The organism is Lachnoclostridium sp. An76 (assembly GCF_002161355.1).
In the GTDB taxonomy this organism is placed as follows: Bacteria; Bacillota; Clostridia; order Lachnospirales; family Lachnospiraceae; genus Mediterraneibacter; species Mediterraneibacter caccavium.
Window position 1 is genome coordinate 257094 of record NZ_NFHL01000004.1, and the last position, 20029, is coordinate 277122.

The 20029-nt window shown below is 49.1% G+C and carries 20 protein-coding genes and 2 pseudogenes; 20 read left to right on the forward strand and 2 right to left on the reverse strand.

The features are described 5' to 3' along the window. Window positions 1–16 precede the first annotated feature (16 nt). The 19 genes and pseudogenes from B5G27_RS09755 (at window position 17) to B5G27_RS09845 (ending at window position 14251) form a co-directional block, all read left to right on the forward strand. Window positions 17–697 carry a metallophosphoesterase gene (locus tag B5G27_RS09755; RefSeq protein WP_087178701.1) on the forward strand — a complete coding sequence of 227 codons (681 nt, stop codon included), beginning with the start codon at window positions 17–19 and terminating at the stop codon, window positions 695–697. 87 nt (window positions 698–784) lie between these two features. Then, the gene (locus B5G27_RS09760) at window positions 785–1759 is read left to right on the forward strand and encodes a leucine-rich repeat protein (RefSeq protein ID WP_087178702.1); all 975 of its coding nucleotides are present in this window, start codon (window positions 785–787) and stop codon (window positions 1757–1759) included. Continuing rightward, entirely contained in the window at window positions 1749–3095 is a 1347-nt protein-coding gene (locus B5G27_RS09765; RefSeq protein WP_087178703.1) for a vWA domain-containing protein, read from the forward strand. The genes B5G27_RS09760 and B5G27_RS09765 overlap by 11 nt, the downstream gene beginning before the upstream one ends. A gap of 120 nt (window positions 3096–3215) precedes the next feature. After that, window positions 3216–4727: an ATP-binding protein gene (locus B5G27_RS09770; RefSeq protein ID WP_087178704.1), complete on the forward strand. Its 1512-nt coding sequence runs from the start codon at window positions 3216–3218 to the stop codon at window positions 4725–4727. A 192-nt stretch (window positions 4728–4919) separates the two neighbouring features. After that, window positions 4920–5555: a lactate utilization protein gene (locus B5G27_RS09775; protein WP_087178705.1), complete on the forward strand. Its 636-nt coding sequence runs from the start codon at window positions 4920–4922 to the stop codon at window positions 5553–5555. A 54-nt stretch (window positions 5556–5609) separates the two neighbouring features. Further along, on the forward strand, window positions 5610–6725 hold the full coding sequence (gene srtB / locus B5G27_RS16775; RefSeq protein WP_330399035.1) for a class B sortase: 1116 nt from the start codon (window positions 5610–5612) through the stop codon (window positions 6723–6725). Window positions 6726–6764: 39 nt separating this feature from the next. Then, window positions 6765–6953 (forward strand): DUF951 domain-containing protein, encoded by a 189-nt coding sequence (locus B5G27_RS09785; RefSeq protein ID WP_087178706.1) that lies wholly within the window; start codon window positions 6765–6767, stop codon window positions 6951–6953. A 127-nt stretch (window positions 6954–7080) separates the two neighbouring features. Next, on the forward strand, window positions 7081–7368 hold the full coding sequence (rpsF, locus tag B5G27_RS09790; protein ID WP_087178707.1) for a 30S ribosomal protein S6: 288 nt from the start codon (window positions 7081–7083) through the stop codon (window positions 7366–7368). A 16-nt stretch (window positions 7369–7384) separates the two neighbouring features. Next, window positions 7385–7828 (forward strand): single-stranded DNA-binding protein, encoded by a 444-nt coding sequence (locus B5G27_RS09795; protein WP_087178708.1) that lies wholly within the window; start codon window positions 7385–7387, stop codon window positions 7826–7828. A 127-nt stretch (window positions 7829–7955) separates the two neighbouring features. After that, entirely contained in the window at window positions 7956–8222 is a 267-nt protein-coding gene (rpsR, locus tag B5G27_RS09800) for a 30S ribosomal protein S18 (RefSeq protein WP_015527519.1), read from the forward strand. A gap of 202 nt (window positions 8223–8424) precedes the next feature. After that, a pseudogene (gene tnpA / locus B5G27_RS09805) lies at window positions 8425–8724 on the forward strand (IS200/IS605 family transposase); the annotation flags it as partial. Between the two features lie 221 nt (window positions 8725–8945). Then, a pseudogene (locus B5G27_RS09810) lies at window positions 8946–9802 on the forward strand (KilA-N domain-containing protein). A 617-nt stretch (window positions 9803–10419) separates the two neighbouring features. Beyond that, complete coding sequence (locus B5G27_RS09815) at window positions 10420–10671, forward strand: hypothetical protein (protein WP_087178709.1); 252 nt, start codon at window positions 10420–10422, stop codon at window positions 10669–10671. 163 nt (window positions 10672–10834) lie between these two features. Beyond that, a complete protein-coding gene (locus B5G27_RS09820) occupies window positions 10835–11830 on the forward strand; it encodes an ROK family transcriptional regulator (protein ID WP_087178710.1) in 996 nt (331 codons plus the stop codon). An 87-nt stretch (window positions 11831–11917) separates the two neighbouring features. Beyond that, the gene (locus B5G27_RS09825; protein ID WP_143449690.1) at window positions 11918–12142 is read left to right on the forward strand and encodes a hypothetical protein; all 225 of its coding nucleotides are present in this window, start codon (window positions 11918–11920) and stop codon (window positions 12140–12142) included. Window positions 12143–12364: 222 nt separating this feature from the next. Then, entirely contained in the window at window positions 12365–12868 is a 504-nt protein-coding gene (locus B5G27_RS09830; RefSeq protein ID WP_087178712.1) for a hypothetical protein, read from the forward strand. A 61-nt stretch (window positions 12869–12929) separates the two neighbouring features. Then, on the forward strand, window positions 12930–13433 hold the full coding sequence (locus tag B5G27_RS09835) for a hypothetical protein (protein WP_087178713.1): 504 nt from the start codon (window positions 12930–12932) through the stop codon (window positions 13431–13433). A gap of 30 nt (window positions 13434–13463) precedes the next feature. Beyond that, window positions 13464–14012, forward strand: a complete 549-nt coding sequence (locus B5G27_RS09840) for a hypothetical protein (RefSeq protein WP_087178714.1) — start codon at window positions 13464–13466, stop codon at window positions 14010–14012. After that, the gene (locus tag B5G27_RS09845; RefSeq protein ID WP_087178715.1) at window positions 14012–14251 is read left to right on the forward strand and encodes a hypothetical protein; all 240 of its coding nucleotides are present in this window, start codon (window positions 14012–14014) and stop codon (window positions 14249–14251) included. The genes B5G27_RS09840 and B5G27_RS09845 overlap by 1 nt, the downstream gene beginning before the upstream one ends. Window positions 14252–14296: 45 nt before the next feature. Here B5G27_RS09845 and B5G27_RS09850 read toward each other — a convergent pair whose 3' ends face one another. Both B5G27_RS09850 and pepT read right to left on the reverse strand, forming a co-directional pair. Next, window positions 14297–15427, reverse strand: a complete 1131-nt coding sequence (locus B5G27_RS09850; RefSeq protein ID WP_143449691.1) for a hypothetical protein — start codon at window positions 15425–15427, stop codon at window positions 14297–14299. Between the two features lie 57 nt (window positions 15428–15484). After that, window positions 15485–16726, reverse strand: a complete 1242-nt coding sequence (pepT, locus tag B5G27_RS09855; RefSeq protein WP_087178717.1) for a peptidase T — start codon at window positions 16724–16726, stop codon at window positions 15485–15487. A gap of 235 nt (window positions 16727–16961) precedes the next feature. Between pepT and B5G27_RS09860 the strand changes: the two genes are divergently transcribed. Beyond that, window positions 16962–20029: P-loop NTPase (locus B5G27_RS09860; RefSeq protein WP_087178718.1), on the forward strand; the 3068-nt coding region annotated here is incomplete at its 3' end.

The window sequence follows — 20029 nt, forward strand, 5'->3', positions numbered from 1 at the left end:
CCGGGGAGGCGGGCTTATGGGATATACTTATGTAATGTCAGATATACACGGCATGGGAGAGCTCCTGGAGAACATGCTGGAGAAGCTCTCTTTTTCGGAGGAGGATACACTCTATATCCTCGGGGATATGATCGACCGGGGGCCGGATCCGGCAAAGGTGCTGGATATCGCGTCGTCCCGCGGCAATATCATTCCCCTCAGGGGAAACCATGAGGATGAGTTCATCAGCTGGTATGACAATGAAATAACCAGGATGTTCCAGAAGTATTATTACAATACCTATGATATCCTTATGGACAGCCGTTGTACGCGGGAGAAACTGCCGGAGTATGTGGCCTTTATGAAGAGCCTGCCCTTCTATAAGAAAGTAAAGCAGGAGGACAGGTGCTTCCTGCTGGCGCATGCGTCCACAGAGGAGATCCTCCGGACGTGGAAAAGAAAAGACCGTCTGATCTGGGATACCTCTATGGTGGACCGGAAGAAGGGGATACCGGGATATGTCTCTGTTGTGGGCCATGTCCCGACTTTTGTTATCCGGGGATTCCCGAAAACACCCGCAGAGATCTGGCACAGCCCGGATGGGCGGCTCATCGATGTGGACTGCGGGGCAGCGTTCCCGGACCTGGGCGGACGGCTTGGCTGCCTGTGCCTGGAGACGGGGGAAGAATTTTATGTATCAGCCCGGGGACAGGCATAGCGGGGACAGGCATAGCAGGAACATGCGTGGCGGGAGCTGCCGTATTTGCTGTATTTGCCTGTCGTATCTGCCGGGAGGAGGGAGCATATGAGGATACATTACAGAGAGACTGAGAGCGGGATTGAGATCGTGCGGTGCTTCGGTGCTGACGGGAATGTGGAGCTGCCGGCTGTGATCGGTGGAAAGCCTGTGACCCGCGCGGCGGCCTACGCGTTTTCTGCGAGAAAAGCGCAGGAGGACGAAGACGTCCTGGTCTGTGAGACAGAGGAGAGCAGGCTCTTCCGGCAGCAGGAGCGCCTTCTGGCAGGAGAGGCAGTGGAGAGCGTGCGCTTCCCGGATACGATGGAGGAGATCGGGAAATATATCTTTTACGGGTGCAGGGATTTAAGGCGGCTTAGCTTTTCGGACAGGCTGACAGAGATCGGCAGCGGGGCGTTCACTGGGTGCAGGTCTCTGTCCAGGATGGATGTGCGGTTCCTGACCGGCAGGAAGTCCTGTGTCCCGGAGATACTCGGCGATCTGTGGCAGAGGATCGACGCGGTCTTTTATGAACCGGGCAGTCCGGCTCCGGCGGCGTACCTCGTATTTCCAGAGCATTACGAAGAGGCGGTGGAGAATACGCCTGCCCGCATCCTTTTTACACAGCATCACGGTTCGGGGAATAATTACAGGCAGTGCTTTTACGGGAAAGAGATGGATTACCGGAAATATGACGACCTGTTTTATGTGGCAAAGGCCCAGGATAAGACAAGCGTGCTGTCGGACCTTGTCTTCGCCAGGCTGATGTATCCGGCGGGGCTTACCGGAGAGGCGGAGGAAATGTACGAGTCGTATATCCGGGAGCACGGCGCGAAGACAGCGGCGTACCTGACAGATACCGGGAATCTTGCCGCACTGAGAGAAATGTCCCGACGGGGGCTGTGGACGGAAGCGGCTCTGGATGCGGCTGCGGACCATGCGTCAGCCGGCGCCGGGACCGCGGAGAGGAGAAGCGTTTTAAGCTTCCTGATGAATGAAAAACACAGATTATTTCCTGTGAGAAAGGGAAAATATGAATTATAACATACCAGAAAGCAGCGGGTACGGCGGAGAGGAAGCCGCAGAAGCTGCATTAAAGCTGGACCGGATCGGCAGGGAGATCCTGGGGATCTGCCGGGATGAGCTGTATTTTTCCATGCGGTTTATGGACGTTGCCCTGAGCAGCTTTGTGTACCAGATGGATACGGCGGTCAGCCCCTTCGGGACGGACGGGTACAGGATGTACTTTCATCCCCGGGAGCTGGGCGGGCTCTACCGGCAGAACCGGATCCTCGTGAACAGAGGGTATCTCCACATGGTCCTGCACTGCATTTTCCGGCATCTGACCAAGCGGGGCATGGACAGAAGGTACTGGGATTTAAGCTGCGATATCGCGGCAGAGCATATCATCGACGGATGTGATCTGCGGCCGGTGCGCTTTTCCCGGAGCCTGCTGCGGCGGGAGACATACCGGAAGCTGGAGGCCACCGGTCATGTGCTCAATGCGGAGCGGATCTTCCGGGAGCTGGGCGCATGGGGGCTTACGGAAAAGGAGCTGGCAATGCTGGAGGAAGAGTTCCGTGTGGACGACCACCGGTACTGGCCGGATCAGGACCGGAAACGCCCGCCGGATGAACAGCTTGAGAAAAAATGGAAAGACATTGATGAGAAGATGGAGACTGACCTGGAGACCTTCTCCAAAGAAGCGTCCGCGCAGAGCGGGGACTTTCTTGACGAACTGCGGGCGGAGAACCGGGAGCGCCATGATTACCGGGAGTTCCTGCGGAAGTTTTCTGTGTTCAGGGAGGAGTTAAAGGCGGATGACGATACCTTTGACTACGGGTTCTATACTTACGGACTGTCCCTTTACGGGAACATGCCTCTCATCGAACCGCTGGAGACAAGAGAGGTCCGCAAGGTGGAAGAGTTTGCCGTTGTCGTGGATACATCCATGTCCTGCTCCGGGGAGCTGGTGCGGCGGTTCCTGGAAGAGACATACAATGTGCTCGCGGAGAATGAGAGCTTCTTCCAGAAGGTGAATGTGCATGTCATCCAGTGCGATGAGAAAGTGCATACGGATGTAAAGATCACATCCCGGGAAGAGCTGAAAGAATATATGGAGCATTTTCAGTTATACGGAGAGGGCGGGACAGATTTCCGCCCGGCTTTTGAATATGTGGACAGCCTGATCGAAAAGGGAGAGTATGTAAACCTGAAAGGGCTGATCTATTTTACGGACGGATATGGGATCTATCCGGCGAAAATGCCGCGGTACAGGACTGCGTTCGTATTCATGGAGGAAGATTACAGGGACGCGGATGTGCCGCCCTGGGCAGTGCGCCTGGTGGTCAGCGGCGACAGCCTGGCACAGAGTGAGTGACCGGGCCATACAGGGAAACGGGGAAACGATGCAGGAAAACAATCCAGGATAAAGATACAGAAAAAGATACAGGGAAAAGATACAGGACGGGGACTGGATAACAGGCAGGAGGAACAGAGTTTGGATATAAAACGCGCAAAACAGGAGATTAAAGACGCAGTAGAAGCATATCTTCTAAAGAATGCTTTTGGAGAATATGAGATACCCGCAGTGAGGCAGCGGCCGGTGCTTCTTATGGGACCGCCGGGGATCGGGAAGACGCAGATCATGGAGCAGATCGCGAAAGAGCTGAAGATCGGCCTGGTGGCGTATACGATCACCCACCATACAAGGCAGAGCGCTGTGGGGCTCCCGTTTATCCGGGAGAAAGAGTACGGCGGGCAGAAGTATTCGGTGACAGAATATACGATGAGCGAGATCATTGCCTCTGTGTATGAGAAGATGGAACAGACAGGGATGAAAGAGGGGATCCTTTTTATCGATGAGATCAACTGCGTGTCCGAGACTCTGGCCCCGGCTATGCTGCAGTTCCTGCAGGGCAAGACCTTCGGCACGCACAGAGTGCCGGAAGGATGGATCATCGTGGCGGCGGGGAATCCGCCGGAGTACAATAAATCCGTGCGGGAGTTCGATGTAGTGACGCTGGACCGGCTCAAGAAGATCGATGTGGAGGCGGACTTCCCGGTGTGGAAGGAGTACGCGTACCGCCAGGGCATCCATCCGGCGGTCATCTCCTACCTGGAGCTGCGGCGGGAGAATTTCTACCGGGTCGAGAACACCGTGGACGGCAAGCTCTTTGCCACGGCGAGAGGATGGGAAGACCTGTCGCAGCTCATCCAGGTATATGAGAAGCTGGGCAAGACCGTTGACAGGGATGTGGCGTTCCAATACGTACAGCACAGGATGGTGGCAAAGGATTTCGCCAATTATCTGGAACTGTATTACAAATACAGGAAGGATTATCATATCGAAGAGATCCTGGACGGCAGGTGGGACGCGGGCGTGCTCAGTAAGATCGGGGCTGCTGCCTTTGACGAGCACCTGAGCATCGTCAGCCTGCTGAGCGGAAGACTGGGAGAACTGTTCCGGGAATGTTACCGCCAGGATGCGTATGTGGCGAAGCTGTATGAATATCTGATCTATTACAGGGATGATCAGTCTGTCATGATGCTGGACGATGTGCGGATGATGGCGGAAAAAGACCTGGAAGAGCAGAAGCGCGCTGAGATCCTGACAAAAGAGCAGGAGCATACCCTGGACCGGGTGATCGATGCACTGACCCGTTTCGCCATGGGATTAAAGGGAGAACTCTTTTCCGATGACGATGCCTTTGACTGCGTCAGGGAAATGTTCGCCCGGGAGAAGGAAGAACTCGACGCCGCGGAAAGCCATGCGTCCGAAGTGCTGGAAAATGCGTTCCGGTTCATGGAAGACGCGTTCGGCGAGAGCCAGGAGATGGTGGCGTTCGTCACGGAACTCAATGACAATTATTACAGTATCTGGTTCATCCGGGAAAACGGCAGCGACCTGTATTACAGATACAATAAAGGACTGCTCTTCGACGAGAGAAGGGAAGATGTGATGCGGCAGATGGACGAGGCGGAGACTCTGCTGAATACAGGCATTAAGTAGTGCGAGGCGGAAGGAAGAGCCCGAAGTGCCGTAAAAGACAAGAAACAGAGAAGGGGAATGGAAGATTGCTGTAAAAGGAGCGTCAAATTCCCAGAAAGAATGTGATTTTCCACAGAAATATGCTATAATGGTTCCACGTTCGTGCAATTCAGTTTATTGATCTATCACTATAAAGAAAGCGAGGTCGTTACAATGGATGTCAGGCAGAAAAGAAACGAAGCCCTCGGAAAACGTGTCGTAAAGGCGCTGGAATCCAGGAATATGGAAGCTTACTATGCGGCGACAAAGGAAGAAGCCGTTAAGAAAGCCCTGGAACTGATCCCGGAAGGGAGCAGCATCAACATGGGCGGGTCCATGTCTGTCCGTGAGGTCGGGCTTTTGGATGCCATCAATTCCGGGAATTATGAGTTTTATGACCGGGATAAGGCGGCGACGCCGGAGGAAAAGCAGGAGATCGCTCTGAAGGCGTTTACCTGTGACTGGTTCCTGGGCAGTGTAAATGCCATGAGCGAGGACGGAGTGTTTGTGAATATAGACGGGAATGCGAACCGCGTCGCAGCGTATGCGTTCGGACCGAAAAACGTACTCCTCATCGTGGGGATGAATAAAGTCGTGAAGACAGAAGAGGACGCCATGCACAGAGCAAGGAACGAGGCGGCGCCCATCAATACCCAGAGGTTCGGGATTGACACCCCGTGTGTGAAGAATGGAAGCTGCTTTGACTGTAAGAGCCCGGACTGCATCTGCTGTCAGATCATGGTCACAAGGTTCAGCCGTATCCCGCGCAGGTTTAAGATCATACTCGTGGATGAAAATCTGGGATTTTAAGAGAAAGCAGATCCTTTAAAGCGACTGACGGAAAAAGATAAGAGGAATAGTTTAATGGACAGAGAAGAAAAGAAAAAAACAGAAAACGGCGCGCAGAAACGTCCCGTACATAGAAGACGTCCAAGACCGGAAGGGAGTGCGGCCGGGAAAGCAGACAGCGCGCCGGTCCGCCGCCGGACAGAAGGGAGCGCCGCGGGGAAAGCAGAGGGCACACCGGTCCGCCGTCGGACGGATGGGCACCCGCCGCGCAGACAGAAAAGTGGGGAAAACGGGAAACGGCCCGGCGCAGCGGCAGAGGAACTGCGGAAAGTGAGCCGGGAAAATGAGGGCGGACATCCGTCTCCGGGCAGTACCGGGCGGAAAAAGAACGCCGGAAGCCGCCCGGATCAGCAGGGAAGACCAGGAAGTGCAAGAAAGAAGAGACAGCAGAAAAGAGCCCGGTTCAATGTGATATCGAGTGTAGTCCTGGTGGCTGCGGTCTGCGTGTTTGTGTTCTCTTTGTATCAATTGATCGCGATGCTGGTCCCGTATTATTCGGGAGGAAAGATTTATGATGAGATCAAGGATCTTGCCATAACTGCGGATGAGGACGGAAGCGGATTCAAGGTGGATTTTGACGCGCTGCTCAAAGAAAATTCAGATACAGTGGCATGGATCAGGTTTGACGAACCTTCGATCATTAATTATCCGGTCGTAAAGAGCGCAGATAATGAGGACTACCTTACCAGGACATTTACGGCAAATGACAATAAGCTGGGCGCGATCTTTATGGATTACAGGAACAGTAATGATTTTTCCGACAGAAATACATTTATATACGGACATCATCTGAATGTGGGCGGAGAGATGTTTTCAGAACTCCTGAAATACGAGGACGAGTCGTTCTGTAAAGAACACCCGAATTTCTATATCTATACGCCGGACGGAAAAGTACGGACATATACAGTGTTCTCAGCAGGCGTGGTCAAGGATACGGCAGATAATTACAAGATAGATTATGCCTCAGACGCGGAATATGAAGAGTACCTTAAGCTCTGTCAGGATTCATCAAATTATCAGGTGGATGTAGAACTGAATGCCCAGTCGCAGATCATCAGTCTGTCCACGTGTACAAATGTGCGGGACGACGAGCGATTTCTTGTACAGGGTGTGCTCACTGCGACAGACTAAAAGCACAGTGGGGCATGTGCGCGAAAGGAAAGAAAGAGAATGGCAGACAGATTCGATGTAGGGGATGTCATCACGATGAAAAAGCCGCATCCCTGCGGGAGCAAAGACTGGGAAATTCTGCGGGTCGGCGCAGATTTTCGCCTGAAATGTAAAGGCTGCGGGCACCAGATCATGGTGCCGCGGCGCCTGGTTGAAAAAAATACCAGAAATATCGTAAAAAAAGCTTGAAACACCTGCGCCCTTATGGTATCATGAATAACCGTGACATACTGTCGGAAGTTATTTCGGCATGGATCATAATTCCTTGTTCCCGGAGTGGAGCCGGGGGCCAGAGACCATAAGGAGGTGCAAGAACATGAATAAGTATGAATTAGCTGTTGTTGTGAGCGCAAAACTCGAAGACGAAGCAAGAGCAGACGTGATCGAGAAAGTAAAAGCACTGATCACACGTTTCGGCGGCAACGTGACAGACGTGGATGAGTGGGGCAAGAGAAGATTCGCTTACGAGATCCAGAAGATGACAGAAGGATATTACTACTTCGTACACTTCGAGGCTGACACTACTGTCCCGGGTGAAGTGGAACAGCGTATCCGCATTATGGACAACGTGCTCAGATATTTATGCGTGAAACAGGAAGCATAAGCGGAAAGAGGTATATATGAATAAGGCAGTTTTGGTAGGACGGTTGACAAGAGATCCTGAAGTCAGATATTCACAGGGAGAGAACGCAACGGCGGTTGCGAGATACACAGTTGCCGTTGACCGCAGATTTAAGAGGGACGGAGAGCCGACAGCGGATTTCATTCCGTGCGTTGTATTCGGACGTTCCGCAGAGTTTGCGGAGAGATATTTCCGCCAGGGAATGCGGGTTTCCATTTCCGGCCGCATCCAGACCGGAAGCTACACGAACAAAGACGGAGTGAGGGTATACACTACGGAAGTGATCGTGGAGGAGCAGGAATTCGCAGAGAGCAGGGCTGAGAGCGAGGCAAACAGATCCTCTTACCACCAGCCGGCTCCGGCACCGGCGCCGAGCGCACCGGCAGGCGACGGATTTATGAACATCCCTGATGGCATTGATGAGGAGCTGCCGTTCAACTGACCGGAAGCACTTAGTGAGCACAAGCCGCAGGCGCAGCGCGAACTTAGTGCGAGGTCGTTCTTTTTCTTTGGCGAGGTCTTTTCGAGCCCAGGAAAAAGAACTTCATTGTGAAGAAAGGAGAACCATCATGGCTTACGAAAAGGGAAGCAGACCAGAGGGCGGATTCAAGAGAAGAGGCCCGGCGCGCAGAAGAAAAAAAGTGTGCGTATTCTGTGGTAAAGAGAATAACGAGATCGATTACAAGGACGTTGCAAAGCTGAAGAAATATGTTTCTGAGAGAGGCAAGATCCTTCCGAGAAGGATCACAGGAAACTGTGCAAAACATCAGAGAGCTCTTACAGTAGCGATCAAGAGAGCAAGACATATTTCCCTGATGCCGTACGTTCAGGACTAATTGATCCAGTTGGATATGATGAATGAAAGAAAAGCCTTTAAATACCGGGAAATCGGTGCTTAGAGGCTTTTTTTGTGTAATAGTAAAAATAACCCCCCTGCTATGCAGGGGAGCAGATCTTTAGATAAAAGTATGAACTCCTGTGCTAGAATAAAAGTGGGTCTGCAAAACCACAAATAAAATAGCACAGGAGATCCTAAGAATGGACGTAAATAGTTTAGCTCATACGAAATGGGAATGCAAGTATCACATTGTTTTTGCACCGAAATACCGCAGACAGGTAATCTACAAACAAATAAAAGCCGATGTGGGGCAGATATTGGGAACACTATGCAGAAGGTAAGGAATAAAAATCATAGAAGCAGAATGCTGCCCAGATCATATCCATATGCTGGTAAGGATACCGCCGAAGTATTCTGTATCAGAAATCGTGGGATATTTGAAGGGGAAAAGTTCGCTCATGATATTTGAAAAGCATGCGAATTTAAAGTATAAATATGGAAAAGCAAATTAGCCATAGGGACACCTTCCACCAATCAACAAATACATACAGACAGGTCGCTGCTAAATTGTAGGGATTAGCTTCAAAAAACCGCATAAATACGCCGTTTTCGGACGGCGCTCACTTCAAAAGGTGTTGCTTTCGAGCCGCGCCTTTACAATGGAGACTGGTTCCGTTATACTAAAGACATCCGATTGATTTACCGCAAAGAAAGGTGGGATATGGTGAAGAAAACGACCTTAATTACGGTGCAGAATGTTCCTGTCACCGTTATGCACGTTGACCAGAGAGATTATATCAGCCTGACGGATATGGCAAAGGCGCGCACCGATGCGGCGCGGGCTGCGATGTGATTAAGAACTGGCTGCGGGCGCGCTCAACCCTGGAGTTTCTCGGAACCTGGGAGATCATGTATAACCCGGATTTTAAAGTGGTCGAATTCGACCACTTTAAAAACGAAGCCGGATTACATGCCTTTACGCTCAGCGCAAAAGAATGGATTGAGCGAACCAATGCGATTGGCATTTATGTCCAGGCCGGACGGTACGGCGGCACTTATGCCCACAAGGATATTGCCTTTGAATTTGGCTCTGCTATCAGCCCGGTCTTTAAGCTGTATCTGTTAAAGGAATACCAGCGGTTAAAGGACGAGGAAAATGACCGCCTAAAGCTGGAATGGAGTGCCAAACGGTTCCTTTCCAAAAGCAACTATATCATTCACACTGACGCGGTGAAGAATTATGTGCTGCCGAAGCGCAACTACAAAAAGGATATGGAGTGGCTGGCCTACGCGGATGAAGCCGACCTTTTGAACGTGGTTCTCTTTGGCTGTACGGCAAAAGAATGGCGCGAAGCAAATCCGGCCCTGGCTAAAAACAGCAATATCCGGGACTACGCTTCCATTCCGGAGCTGACGGTTCTCTCCAATCTGGAGACACACAATGCAGAACTGATTAAACAGGGGTATAGCAAGAAAGAACGCTTTGAAATGCTCCAGCAGATTGCACAGTATCAGTTGAAGGTACTTGCAGAGGCGGAACAGATCAAGCAACTTCCGGAGAAAACAGAGGATCAATAAGAAATCGGGCATGGTAGGCAGCTATCGTGCCCGGTTTCTTTTTGGGGAAAGGAGGGGCGGCAGATGGCAATTTTAAAAATCAAACCGCGCCACGCAAACGAGGGCCGGAGTATTGCGGCGGTTCTGAAAGACCGGATTGACTTTATGTAAATATTTTAGGTATAGATTTGCCTGCAAAATCATCGATTGCAAATTACAATCATATATAGCTGATTTTTGATTTGAAAATACAATAATCATATTGACTAAGAAATTGTATGATGATTAAATATTCTTAACTTAATCGTCCGACATATTTCAAAAAGAGAGGGGGGAAGTTATGTTAAAAAAAGTGATAATCCCGAAACTGAAGCGGTTCCCAGAAAAGAAACTTGTGATTCCGTAAGTAAAAAAGCAAAACTTCCTGTCAAAAACGTGCTTTTTGTTTCAGGAGGCACCGTGGGAGCGGGGGGCTTATCAGCGGCCTGGCTGTTTCGGGAGTGATTCGATTTAATGATTATAATGTATTGTGGGGCATGATCATGCTGATAAATACTGCTTATTATTTTTCTCAATGTGTCCTGATTCCTACCTATGATTTTGTGTTAAGATGGTGCGAGCAGAGACATAATTTTAGAATGGAGGAGATAGAGCAGGAATACAGGCATAATAAGGAAAAGCAGGAATTGGAACATCGGCAGAATATTGAAAACCAGCTCGATCCAAAAGAGCTTTATGAGAAGAAATATGAAAAAGATCGGGATTATGACCATGAATACAGGATGGTAAAAGAAAAATTGAAAAGCCAGAACAGCGGAGGAGACGGCTGCTTGCAGGAAACAAATTTCAAATCGCCGCCGGATACCGTTGACTTTAGTAAATACATATAAGCCAGGCTTTAATGTGTGCAAAAAATAAACAGCTTGAAAAGAGGAAATAAGATGACGGGTATAGTGTAAAGTAGTAACTGGGTCGGGATGGGGTTACTACTTTTTTAATAGAAGCAGTTCTGTTTGTACTGCGTATAGAGAAAATAAGAAAGCAGGAATACTAATGGCAGGCGAGATTTTTCAAATTAATTATGAAAACCGAGACATATTAAATGCGCTTCGTTGTCATCCGGAAATAGAAAAAACGGTTTTAGCGAAGGAACTGAATATTGCTTTTAAAACCTTAAATAAGCAGTTAGAGTTTTTGGAACAAAGCGGGTTTATCAGTATGTCACCACAGCTGGAAATCGTAAAGGACAGATTTTATATGTGTGGAATCAGTGTAGGTGGTTCCCATTGTAAGCTGACGCTGGTGAATGCACAGTATAAAGTGATTTCAGCAGAAGACATGGACAAGCTCTGTAATAAATACGGGGTATTTCAGCAAAGCTTTTTTGTCCATAGGAAAAATACCAGAGAATATGGGTATAAATATTTTGATACACCAGATAATTTGGCTACATTAGAAATATACATAAATGAAATTATACAGGACATTATCAGATTGGATGATTTGTCCCGGACGAGTGGTGCAGGGGAGCTTCCACCCATTATAAGTATAGGCATTGCTCTCACAGGATCAATAGACTTAAAGAAACAAATCATTATACGTTCTCATAATGTCAGATATTTGAAAAACATAAAAAAAGAAATATTGTTGTGGCCGGACACAAGATATGAGCTGAAAAAAAGAAATATTGAACTGATTATAGATCACAATGCAAAAGCGATGGCTGTATGTGAAAAGTTTTCTTTGTATCATTCTGATAATAAAAACCATGAGTATGCGGGAAAGAAAAATATAGCATGCTTTTATCTGGGATCCGGCATCAGCTGCGGATTAATACTGAATAACAGGGTGATCCGCGGGGCGCGTAATTTCAGCGGAGAACTGGGACATATTCAAATACCAAGAATGCCGGAATTTGAAGGTGACGCTCTTCCGAAAGAGCGGTGTACCTGTGGAAGAATGTATTGTATGGAACATTTGCTGATATGGGATGTTTTAGGAATGAGCAGAGATGAATTCCGGAAAATTACATCTGAGGAAATTAAATAAAAAATAAATGAACTCCAGATTCATAATCCGGAAGAATATCAGACGAGAATGCGTGCTTTAGGGTATTATGTGGGATGGGCAGTAGACTTGGTAACAAAACTGTTAAATGTTGATTTGATTATTTTTTCAGGAAAAATAACCTGTTTCATTGAAAGAGCATGGTCTTACTTAAAGCCGGCTGCTGGAGATTTGGACTATGCTCAGGTAGACTGCCCGATGATACTATCCAGGTATGAAGCGCTGGCACCCTCGGTCGGAGCGGCAATATTGTCAACATATCCGAGCGGCGCTATGGTGGAGTGGGTCATATAGCAGGAATTAAGAAATGAAATAAATCACTGAGCTGGTATTTGGGGGGCTACTGTGGATTTCCGCAGCAGCCCTTAGTGTTTTCTGTGCAGCGTTTTCTCTCAAATTTAAATGCCATGATAAAATTTACCATAATTTTACATCCCCTTAAACAAAATGAGACTTTCCCTCTGCTATCCTGTTTTAACAAAAGGCCTTTTGCAAAAAGGAAGGAGGATAACAGGAATGAAAAAATCAAGGGTATTATTGGCGGCAGCGCTTGCGTCTATGGTGTTTCCGACCGGCGTCATGGCGGCGGAAGCGGAGCAGCAGCTCAGCATCACATTAACCGCGGAGCCGGAGTATTCGGTGACGATCCCGGCCTCAGTAGCCATGGGGAATGAAGGGACCTATGTAGACGTTACGGCATCGGATGTAAAAAATCTTCCGGAAGGAAAGAAGATTTCCGTGACAATCTCCGGTACGGATAAATATAATGATCAGATGCTTGTAGAAGCTGAGACGACTCCAAAGACATCCCTGCGTTATCAGATCATTTCCGAAGACGGGGAGCTGATCGAGACAAATGCGTCCACAGGCGCAGTCGGCGTTGGAAAAGAAGTTGTCTCTTTTACAGGAAATGAGACAAAGCAGTATCAGATCAAACCGGTCATTGCCGGAAGATATGAATACGACGTCGAATACACGGGATGTATTATGTTTGGGATCGAAGTGACTGACGCCGAATAAACACTGGCCGGAAACGGCCGCGTTCTGAAACAAAGAAAACAGAAAGAAGAGTACAGAATATATGCAGAATCAGGAGAACAGGAAAAAAAGACAGTGGATCATCCTCGCAGCCGTGCTGGTCATCCTCGCGGCGGCTGCCGGACTCTTCCTGACATTCGGAACCAGAAGGGAGAACCCGGATGGGAAAGGGATCGTGCTGGAAGAGGGAGCCGAAGACTGGGACGGCGAGATGAAAGATATGTCAGAAGGACAGACCGGGATCAAGATCCCGGGGTATGGAGAGATCACAGTCCCGGCAGGAGAAACGACATGGAAGATCACCCTGGCGAATCCGGAGGAGAATACATGTTATTTCAAATATACGGTTACGATTGACGACAGTGAGAACCCGATCTATGAATCAGATCTGATCGAACCTGGAAAAGCAGTGAGGGAGTTTGATGTGACGGAACCGCTGGAGGCCGGAGATTATGAGATCCATCTGAATATCTCGACTTACGCGATGGATGAGGAACTGACCCCGCTCAACGGCGCAGTCGTGAAAGCTGTTCTGCATGTAGTCTGACAAAGTTGCAGAGTACAGGAGGTAACTGACATGAAAAAATTAGCAGCTGGAACAGCAGTCCTGGCAGCAGCGGCAGTGCTGACTGCAATGCCGGTATTTGCGGAAAATACAACAAGTGCAAAAACAGACCTGACATTATATGTGCCGAATGATCCGGTATATACGATCACAGTCCCTGAGACGGTAGAACTCAGCGCTACAGAGAACACACAGGTGCCGGTGACTGCGAGCGATGTAAAATATATTCCGGAAGGAAAGAAAATCTCCGTAACATTCGAGAAAGGAAACGGCACATTCGGAAGATTGTATCTGACAGGTGTCAATGAAGAGACAGGAAAAGATTACACACTGACCCTGTATATCAAGGGCACAGAGGGCGAGTTTAAGATGGGAGCCCTCGAAAACCAGATCAAGGGCATGGAGCTCGCCGCGTTTACGGATAACGGGACAATGAACTATGAACTCCGCCCGGCGAACCTGGAATTCCCGGACTCCACCAGTGACAATCTGAAAGTCCAGAAAGGCGTGCACTACTCAGCATCCGTTACATACGGGATTGAACTGACGGATATCGAGTAATGCATTTTCGGAAAGCGAAGATCCAGAAAGCAGAAAAATACAAGAGGCAGAGCATGGAGCAAATCTGTGCCCTGCCTTTTGGGGTAAAAAGGAGATATGTATGTTACTGGTTCGAGGGCGAAGATGCTCCGGAGATCACGATCTTTTCATTTTCCGACCAAGTACCGGTCAGAGTTTTTGACGCGGATCTCAGGATTGATTTTGCGGAAATTGCGGAGCGCTTATGGCGGGAAGTGTGACGGAGAGGATATAACGGGTTACCTGCCGGACAGCATTCTGGCGCATTAATGATCAAGGGTGTCAAAGGTCAGTCCTGTCAGGGCGGAAAAGCGTTCGCTGTCTATCAGGGGTGCGTCTGTCAGGATGACTTTTGTCTCACCTGAGAGATAATAAAAGGATCCCAGCCGCGGCATCCCGCCGGAGGTTTCGTCTGAGCTGTTTCCCGGCACCCGGTATGAATAGGAAAAAGAGCAGACTGAGCCGTTGGCAGCTGTAAAGGTAAATTCTTCCGGGGTGCCGGATACCTGAAATGTGCCCTCCCGTACCAGGACTTCGTAAAGGCAGCCGAAAGACATGCTGTCATAGTATGCCAGGATCAGCTCGGGATAGCAGAGCTCCGTGCCGTCAGGCCGGGTGATGGAAAAACGGAGACTGCCGTATTGGCCTGCCGCAGCATCAAGCTGGTCTTCAGTAAACTGATCTGTCTCAAGCCGATAGGCAGCGGCGTATCCGGCGAATGCGTTCCGCGCCCGGTTCTGGAGTGTATCTGCAAGTGTGCCGGCATTGAGAATGTCAGGATCGGATGCGCCTCCATCCTCAGATACGCAGGTGTACCGCATGGTAAATGGCTCTTCTGCGGCGTCAAAAGTAAGCGGCTCGCGGTAGGCGAGGGCGTAAGTGATCTGGCAGGGATACTCCTGCGCTGCAATATAGTCTTCCAGGTTCCCCATTTCCCGGCAGATCGTGTCGATCTCTGACGCGGTATCGTAGATCCCGCTGACTGTGAGGTGCTCTTCCGAAACATCCGTGCCGGTCTCGAGTCCGCTGAGAGCGGACGGGCTGCTGTCCATATAATTTTCCAGATAAAATCTGCCCATCTCCAGATGATAGGTGGTTTCCATATCGTAAGTGACGAAAAGAGAGACTGTCCTGTGGCTGATAAGTTCGAATTCTACTTCCGGCAGATCTTTTAAATGAGCGGTCCATACACGCTCCGCGTCTCCGCTGCTGTTTTCCCGGTCCGTGTATTCTTTAGAGACCATGATCCCTTCATCGACCACATTCTCCTGAAACCATTCAGCGGCCTCCCGGTTGCTGTAATGTCCGCAGCCGGAAAAAGCGAAGGCGCAAAACAGGAAGAATGACAGGACAGCTGCGATCCTGAGACTTTTTTTCAAAATATTATGATCCATCATATCCACTCCACTTCATTTGGTGCTGCTATTGCTCGGTCTGTATTGCTCGGTCTGTGTTCACAGATCTGAGCCAGTGCCTGTTTCCTCAGCATAAATCTTCACCAGTTCCAGTGCGATCCTGCACGCCGCTTCCATCCCTTCCGCCGTGATGTGCTCATACGGTCCGTGATATCCGTGACCGCCGGTCCCCAGATTCGGGCAGGGAAGTCCTTTAAAGCTTAACTGCGCGCCGTCCGTGCCGCCCCGGATCGGAAGGATCAGAGGCGTGACGCCTGCGGCTTCACAGGCTTTCTCAGCATTTCTGATCAGATGCATGCTGCCGGCGATGATTTCCGCCATGTTCCGGTACTGATCAGTTATGGTGAGGACGGCAGTGCCGCGTCCCCATTTTTCATTGATCTTCTTTTCAATCCTGCGGAGCGTTTCTTTGCGCTCTTCGAATTTCTCAGCGCTATGGTCCCGGATAATGTACCTGAGGACCGCGCTTCCCACATCCCCTTTCATGTCCGTCAGATGGTAGAAACCTTCGTAGCCGTCCGTGTCCCGGGGAGTCTCATCTGCGGGCAGCATGGAGTTGATCTCCATTGCCACGAGAGAAGCATTCACCATGACGTCTTTGGATGAGCCGGGGTGGACATTTACGCCCGTGACCTGAAATTCCGCTTTTGCCGCGTTGAAGTTCTCGTACTGGATCTCCCCTTCCGTGTCGCCGTCCAGTGTGTACGCAAAGTCAGCATCGAATTCTTCTATATTAAAATGGGCGGCGCCCATGCCGATCTCCTCGTCGGGGGTAAATGCGATGGAAACAGGACCGTGGGGGATCTCTTCGTCCAGGATACGCTCCGCCATGGTCATGATCTCCGCGATGCCCGCCTTATCGTCCGCGCCGAGGATCGTGGTGCCGTCGCTTGTGATCAGGGTGCGGCCTTTGAGCTCCCGGAGATGAGGGAACATATCCGATGAGAGGATGCGTCCGCTCGTGCCGAGGGGAAGGTCCTTCCCATTGTAATCTTCGTGGATCTCCGCGAGGATCCGGCGGTCGCAGAATTCGGACACCGTGTCCAGATGCGCGATAAAGCCGAGCCTGGGGCAGTCCTCATATCCCGGCGTGGGCGGGATGTGGGCGTACAGATAGCACTTTGTGTCCACTTTGGCGTCCGTGATCCCCATCGTAAAAAGCTCGCGTAAGAGATGCTGGGCAAGCTCGAACTGACATGCGGAGGAGGGGACAGTGGCGCTCTCCTCGTCGCTGGGAGTCCTTATGGCAATGTATTTTAACAGTCGTTCATATGGTTTCATAGAGATTGCTCCTTGTATATGTTTCTCTGTTTTTTGAAGCCGCCGACGCGGCGTTTGAGATAAATTTATTGTAGCGTATGGAACGGGGATCTTCAAGAGCTGGTGAGATGTAGTATTAATTCGACAGCCCTTTTCTTATTTGGTCGATTTTTATATAATAGAGATAACATTGTGAACGGCATCCCGAGGTTCTGCTGACAAGGGATGATATTTTATACTTTTGGAGGAAATGATAATGATATACCTTTTGCATATTTCAGATCTGCATCTTGTAGCTGATCCCCAATGGAACAATATGAAAAATGCTATCTTAGAATCAGTCCGGGAGACACTGCGGGAAGTGCCTTCGGGAGAAAAGCTGCTGGTCATCACAGGTGACTTTCATAATTTTATCCAGGATAATTTTGTGTATGCAGAAGAATTTGTTCTGAGCCTTGTTAAAGCTATGGACATTGATTTGGAAAAAGACGTTTTTGTGATACCGGGAAATCATGATGTTTCCAATAATATACCAGGGGAGGTTGACCGTGAAGCGCTTCTGGATTTTATAAAAAGGAATCCGGAAAAGCTCTATCAGAATAATAGGATAGACAAACTGCTTGAATGTTATAAAGGTTATGAAGAGTTTGTGAAAAAAATTGGAATTTATAATGAAACAGACGGCAGAAAACCTATGACCACACATGTGAGAACATGGCGTGGAAAATTGAACCTGTTGCATTTAAATACAACATTGGTTGCAGACGGTTCTGAAAAAACCGGACAAATGGCGGATACATTGACAGCAACATCGCAGGAAATACGGGATGAACTGCGCCGGGGAAACCTGCCGTGTATTGCTATCGGCCATAATAGTTTTTATGACTTGGAGGAAAATCAGAGAAACGAATTGGCAGGTATGTTTCTCCAGGAGGGGATCTGCGCGTATCTGAGCGGAGACCGGCATCAGAAGAATCGGAAAAGAGAGGAAAAGAGCATTGTACTGGGTGAAGAAAAAGGTACTGTAACGATACCGAATGTAGTTGGATACCGGACATCTGCTGATAAAAGTGATACATATTCTGATTTCGGCATGATCTGGCATCTGTGGGATGAGCAGACTGGGACAGTGCGGATGAAATATATGAGATGGGATCCGGACGATCAGGGGAAAATGCATGAGGACGGCGAGGGTGATCCCTATAAATTAACGGGTGACTCACGGGAACAAGCCGACAAAAAGAAAGCCTCTGACAGTGAAGAAAGCAGCTTGTATGGAAACGGGAGCTGCTGGATGACAAAGGAAGCGCTGTCAGAATGGAACGATAAAGCTGTGAAACAGAATGAGATCCGAAATTTTCTGCTGGGAAAAAGGTGCAGCTGGAAGCTGGCCTTTTCGGAAAATCTCATTGTGGAACGTGATATTGTAAATGATTTATATCAGAAGGCTTGTGAGGGAGGGGTGTATGTACTGCTTGGACCCGGCGGCGAAGGGAAGACAACAGCTCTGATGCAGATGTGTGCGAAGCTGTTTCAGGAAGGGGCAAATGTCTTTTATTATCGGGGACATGGTCTGTCGGAGCTTTCAGGAAATATTCCCGACCATTCGGTCTTCATACTGGATAATCCACCGGAACGGCCGGTATTTAAAAAAGTTTTGGATAAAGCCATAGAAGAAGGGATTACGCTTATCATCGGATCACGCGAAAATGAATGGAATCTGTTGAAACAGTCGCTTCATATTTCCGTGAGGGATATACAGGAAGTTCGGATGCCGAAACTGTGTGCAAAGGAAGCCTGGGGATTTGCGGACTGTGTCTGCAATAATCTTAAACATATGAAAGAACGTAAAGAAATAAAAGATATATTTTTGACAAACTCTTATGGATTCCTGTATGCGGCTATGCTGCTGGCGGTAAATAAAGCGGAGTCTCTGGAAGAGATCGCGCATCAGATTATAGAAAATTTATCCCATATGTCCCATTCGGGAATGCTGCTCCTGGCACATATTGTCCTGGCAGAAAAATGCGGAGCAAAATTGACTAAGGAAAATTTCAGAAAAGTGTGCGAAAAGCTTGGAATGAGCCCCCAGGAGGGAAGCAGGGCACTGAGCAGGGAAATTCGGTTGAACGGTGAAAATTATCAGACAAGGCACGAGGTGATTTCCAATCTCTTTTACCGCGAATTGTTTTCTGATGGAGGCAGATTGTCCCAGGAGGAGACGGATAAGATACTGATCGGATTGCTGGAGCTTAAATTTGGACAATATGACAGGACCTATGGGCTCTTTAAAAAACTGGCATTAAAGGAAATAACAGGACTTTGTAAAGGACTGTCTCTGACAAGTCTGGAGACCTGTCAATATCTGGTGGACAGGGTGCTGGATGAAATAAAGACGCAGCCAAAGGAAATATATGACAAATTATTTTCCGCTGTAAAACAGGACGAAAGGACCCAGTTGATCCTGTTCCGGCAGTGCTTTGACCGACGGTGGCTATTAACTCAATATTTAAAAATATGGTGTGATTTACTGAGTAAAAAGGGCGCCTCATGGGATGTGACGGAAGAATATTCACCGGCGTGGATCCTGAGAAAGGCATGTATTGAAAAAGATGGGGGAAATGATACCTGGATGCTTTGGGCAAAGATGGAAGAGAAGGAGAGAGGAGCCGGGGAGTATAGCAAAGAAAATACAGCGCGGTGGATTTATCGAAAGGCATGTGAGGAAAAACACGCAGAAAGTAAGGTATGGTTGGCTTGGGGAAAGATGGAAGAGAAGGAGAGAGGAGCCGGAGAGTATAGTAAGGAGAATACAGCGCGGTGGATCTATCGAAAGGCATGTGAGGAAAAACATGCAGAGGGTCAGGTATGGTTGGCTTGGGGAAAGATGGAAGAGAAGGAGAGAGGAGCCGGAGAGTATAGTAAGGAGAATACAGCGCTGTGGATCTATCGGAAGGCGTGTTTAGAAAAAGGAGCAAACAGTGCTGTATGGGCAGCGTGGGCGCAGCTGGAAGAGAAGGAGAGAGGAGCCGGGGAGTACAGCGAGGAGAATACAGCGCTGTGGATCTATCGGAAGGCGTGTTTAGAAAAAGGAGCAGACAGTGCTGTATGGACAGCGTGGGGACAGTTGGAAGAGAAGGAGAGAGGAGCTGGGAAGTACAGCGAGGAGAATACAGCGCTGTGGATCTATCGGAAGACATGTTTAGAGAAAAATGCGAATAACGATGCTTGGCTGGCATGGGCGCAACTGGAAGAGAAGGAGAGAGGAGCCGGGGAGTACAGCGAGGAGAATACAGCGCTGTGGATCTATCGGAAGGCGTGTTT

What these genes read in the sequence shown, in the direction of transcription:
- B5G27_RS09840 (WP_087178714.1), top strand. Translation starts at nt 13,464, where the DNA reads ATGAAAAAATTAGCAGCTGGAACAGCAGTCCTGGCAGCAGCGGCAGTG.
- B5G27_RS09850 (WP_143449691.1), bottom strand. Translation starts at nt 15,427, where the DNA reads ATGATGGATCATAATATTTTGAAAAAAAGTCTCAGGATCGCAGCTGTC.
- B5G27_RS09815 (WP_087178709.1), top strand. Translation starts at nt 10,420, where the DNA reads ATGGAGGAGATAGAGCAGGAATACAGGCATAATAAGGAAAAGCAGGAA.
- B5G27_RS09795 (WP_087178708.1), top strand. Translation starts at nt 7,385, where the DNA reads ATGAATAAGGCAGTTTTGGTAGGACGGTTGACAAGAGATCCTGAAGTC.
- B5G27_RS09845 (WP_087178715.1), top strand. Translation starts at nt 14,012, where the DNA reads ATGCATTTTCGGAAAGCGAAGATCCAGAAAGCAGAAAAATACAAGAGG.
- B5G27_RS09820 (WP_087178710.1), top strand. Translation starts at nt 10,835, where the DNA reads ATGGCAGGCGAGATTTTTCAAATTAATTATGAAAACCGAGACATATTA.
- pepT (WP_087178717.1), bottom strand. Translation starts at nt 16,726, where the DNA reads ATGAAACCATATGAACGACTGTTAAAATACATTGCCATAAGGACTCCC.
- B5G27_RS09765 (WP_087178703.1), top strand. Translation starts at nt 1,749, where the DNA reads ATGAATTATAACATACCAGAAAGCAGCGGGTACGGCGGAGAGGAAGCC.
- B5G27_RS09785 (WP_087178706.1), top strand. Translation starts at nt 6,765, where the DNA reads ATGGCAGACAGATTCGATGTAGGGGATGTCATCACGATGAAAAAGCCG.
- rpsF (WP_087178707.1), top strand. Translation starts at nt 7,081, where the DNA reads ATGAATAAGTATGAATTAGCTGTTGTTGTGAGCGCAAAACTCGAAGAC.
- B5G27_RS09755 (WP_087178701.1), top strand. Translation starts at nt 17, where the DNA reads ATGGGATATACTTATGTAATGTCAGATATACACGGCATGGGAGAGCTC.
- B5G27_RS09760 (WP_087178702.1), top strand. Translation starts at nt 785, where the DNA reads ATGAGGATACATTACAGAGAGACTGAGAGCGGGATTGAGATCGTGCGG.
- B5G27_RS09835 (WP_087178713.1), top strand. Translation starts at nt 12,930, where the DNA reads ATGCAGAATCAGGAGAACAGGAAAAAAAGACAGTGGATCATCCTCGCA.
- B5G27_RS09830 (WP_087178712.1), top strand. Translation starts at nt 12,365, where the DNA reads ATGAAAAAATCAAGGGTATTATTGGCGGCAGCGCTTGCGTCTATGGTG.
- rpsR (WP_015527519.1), top strand. Translation starts at nt 7,956, where the DNA reads ATGGCTTACGAAAAGGGAAGCAGACCAGAGGGCGGATTCAAGAGAAGA.
- B5G27_RS09775 (WP_087178705.1), top strand. Translation starts at nt 4,920, where the DNA reads ATGGATGTCAGGCAGAAAAGAAACGAAGCCCTCGGAAAACGTGTCGTA.
- srtB (WP_330399035.1), top strand. Translation starts at nt 5,610, where the DNA reads ATGGACAGAGAAGAAAAGAAAAAAACAGAAAACGGCGCGCAGAAACGT.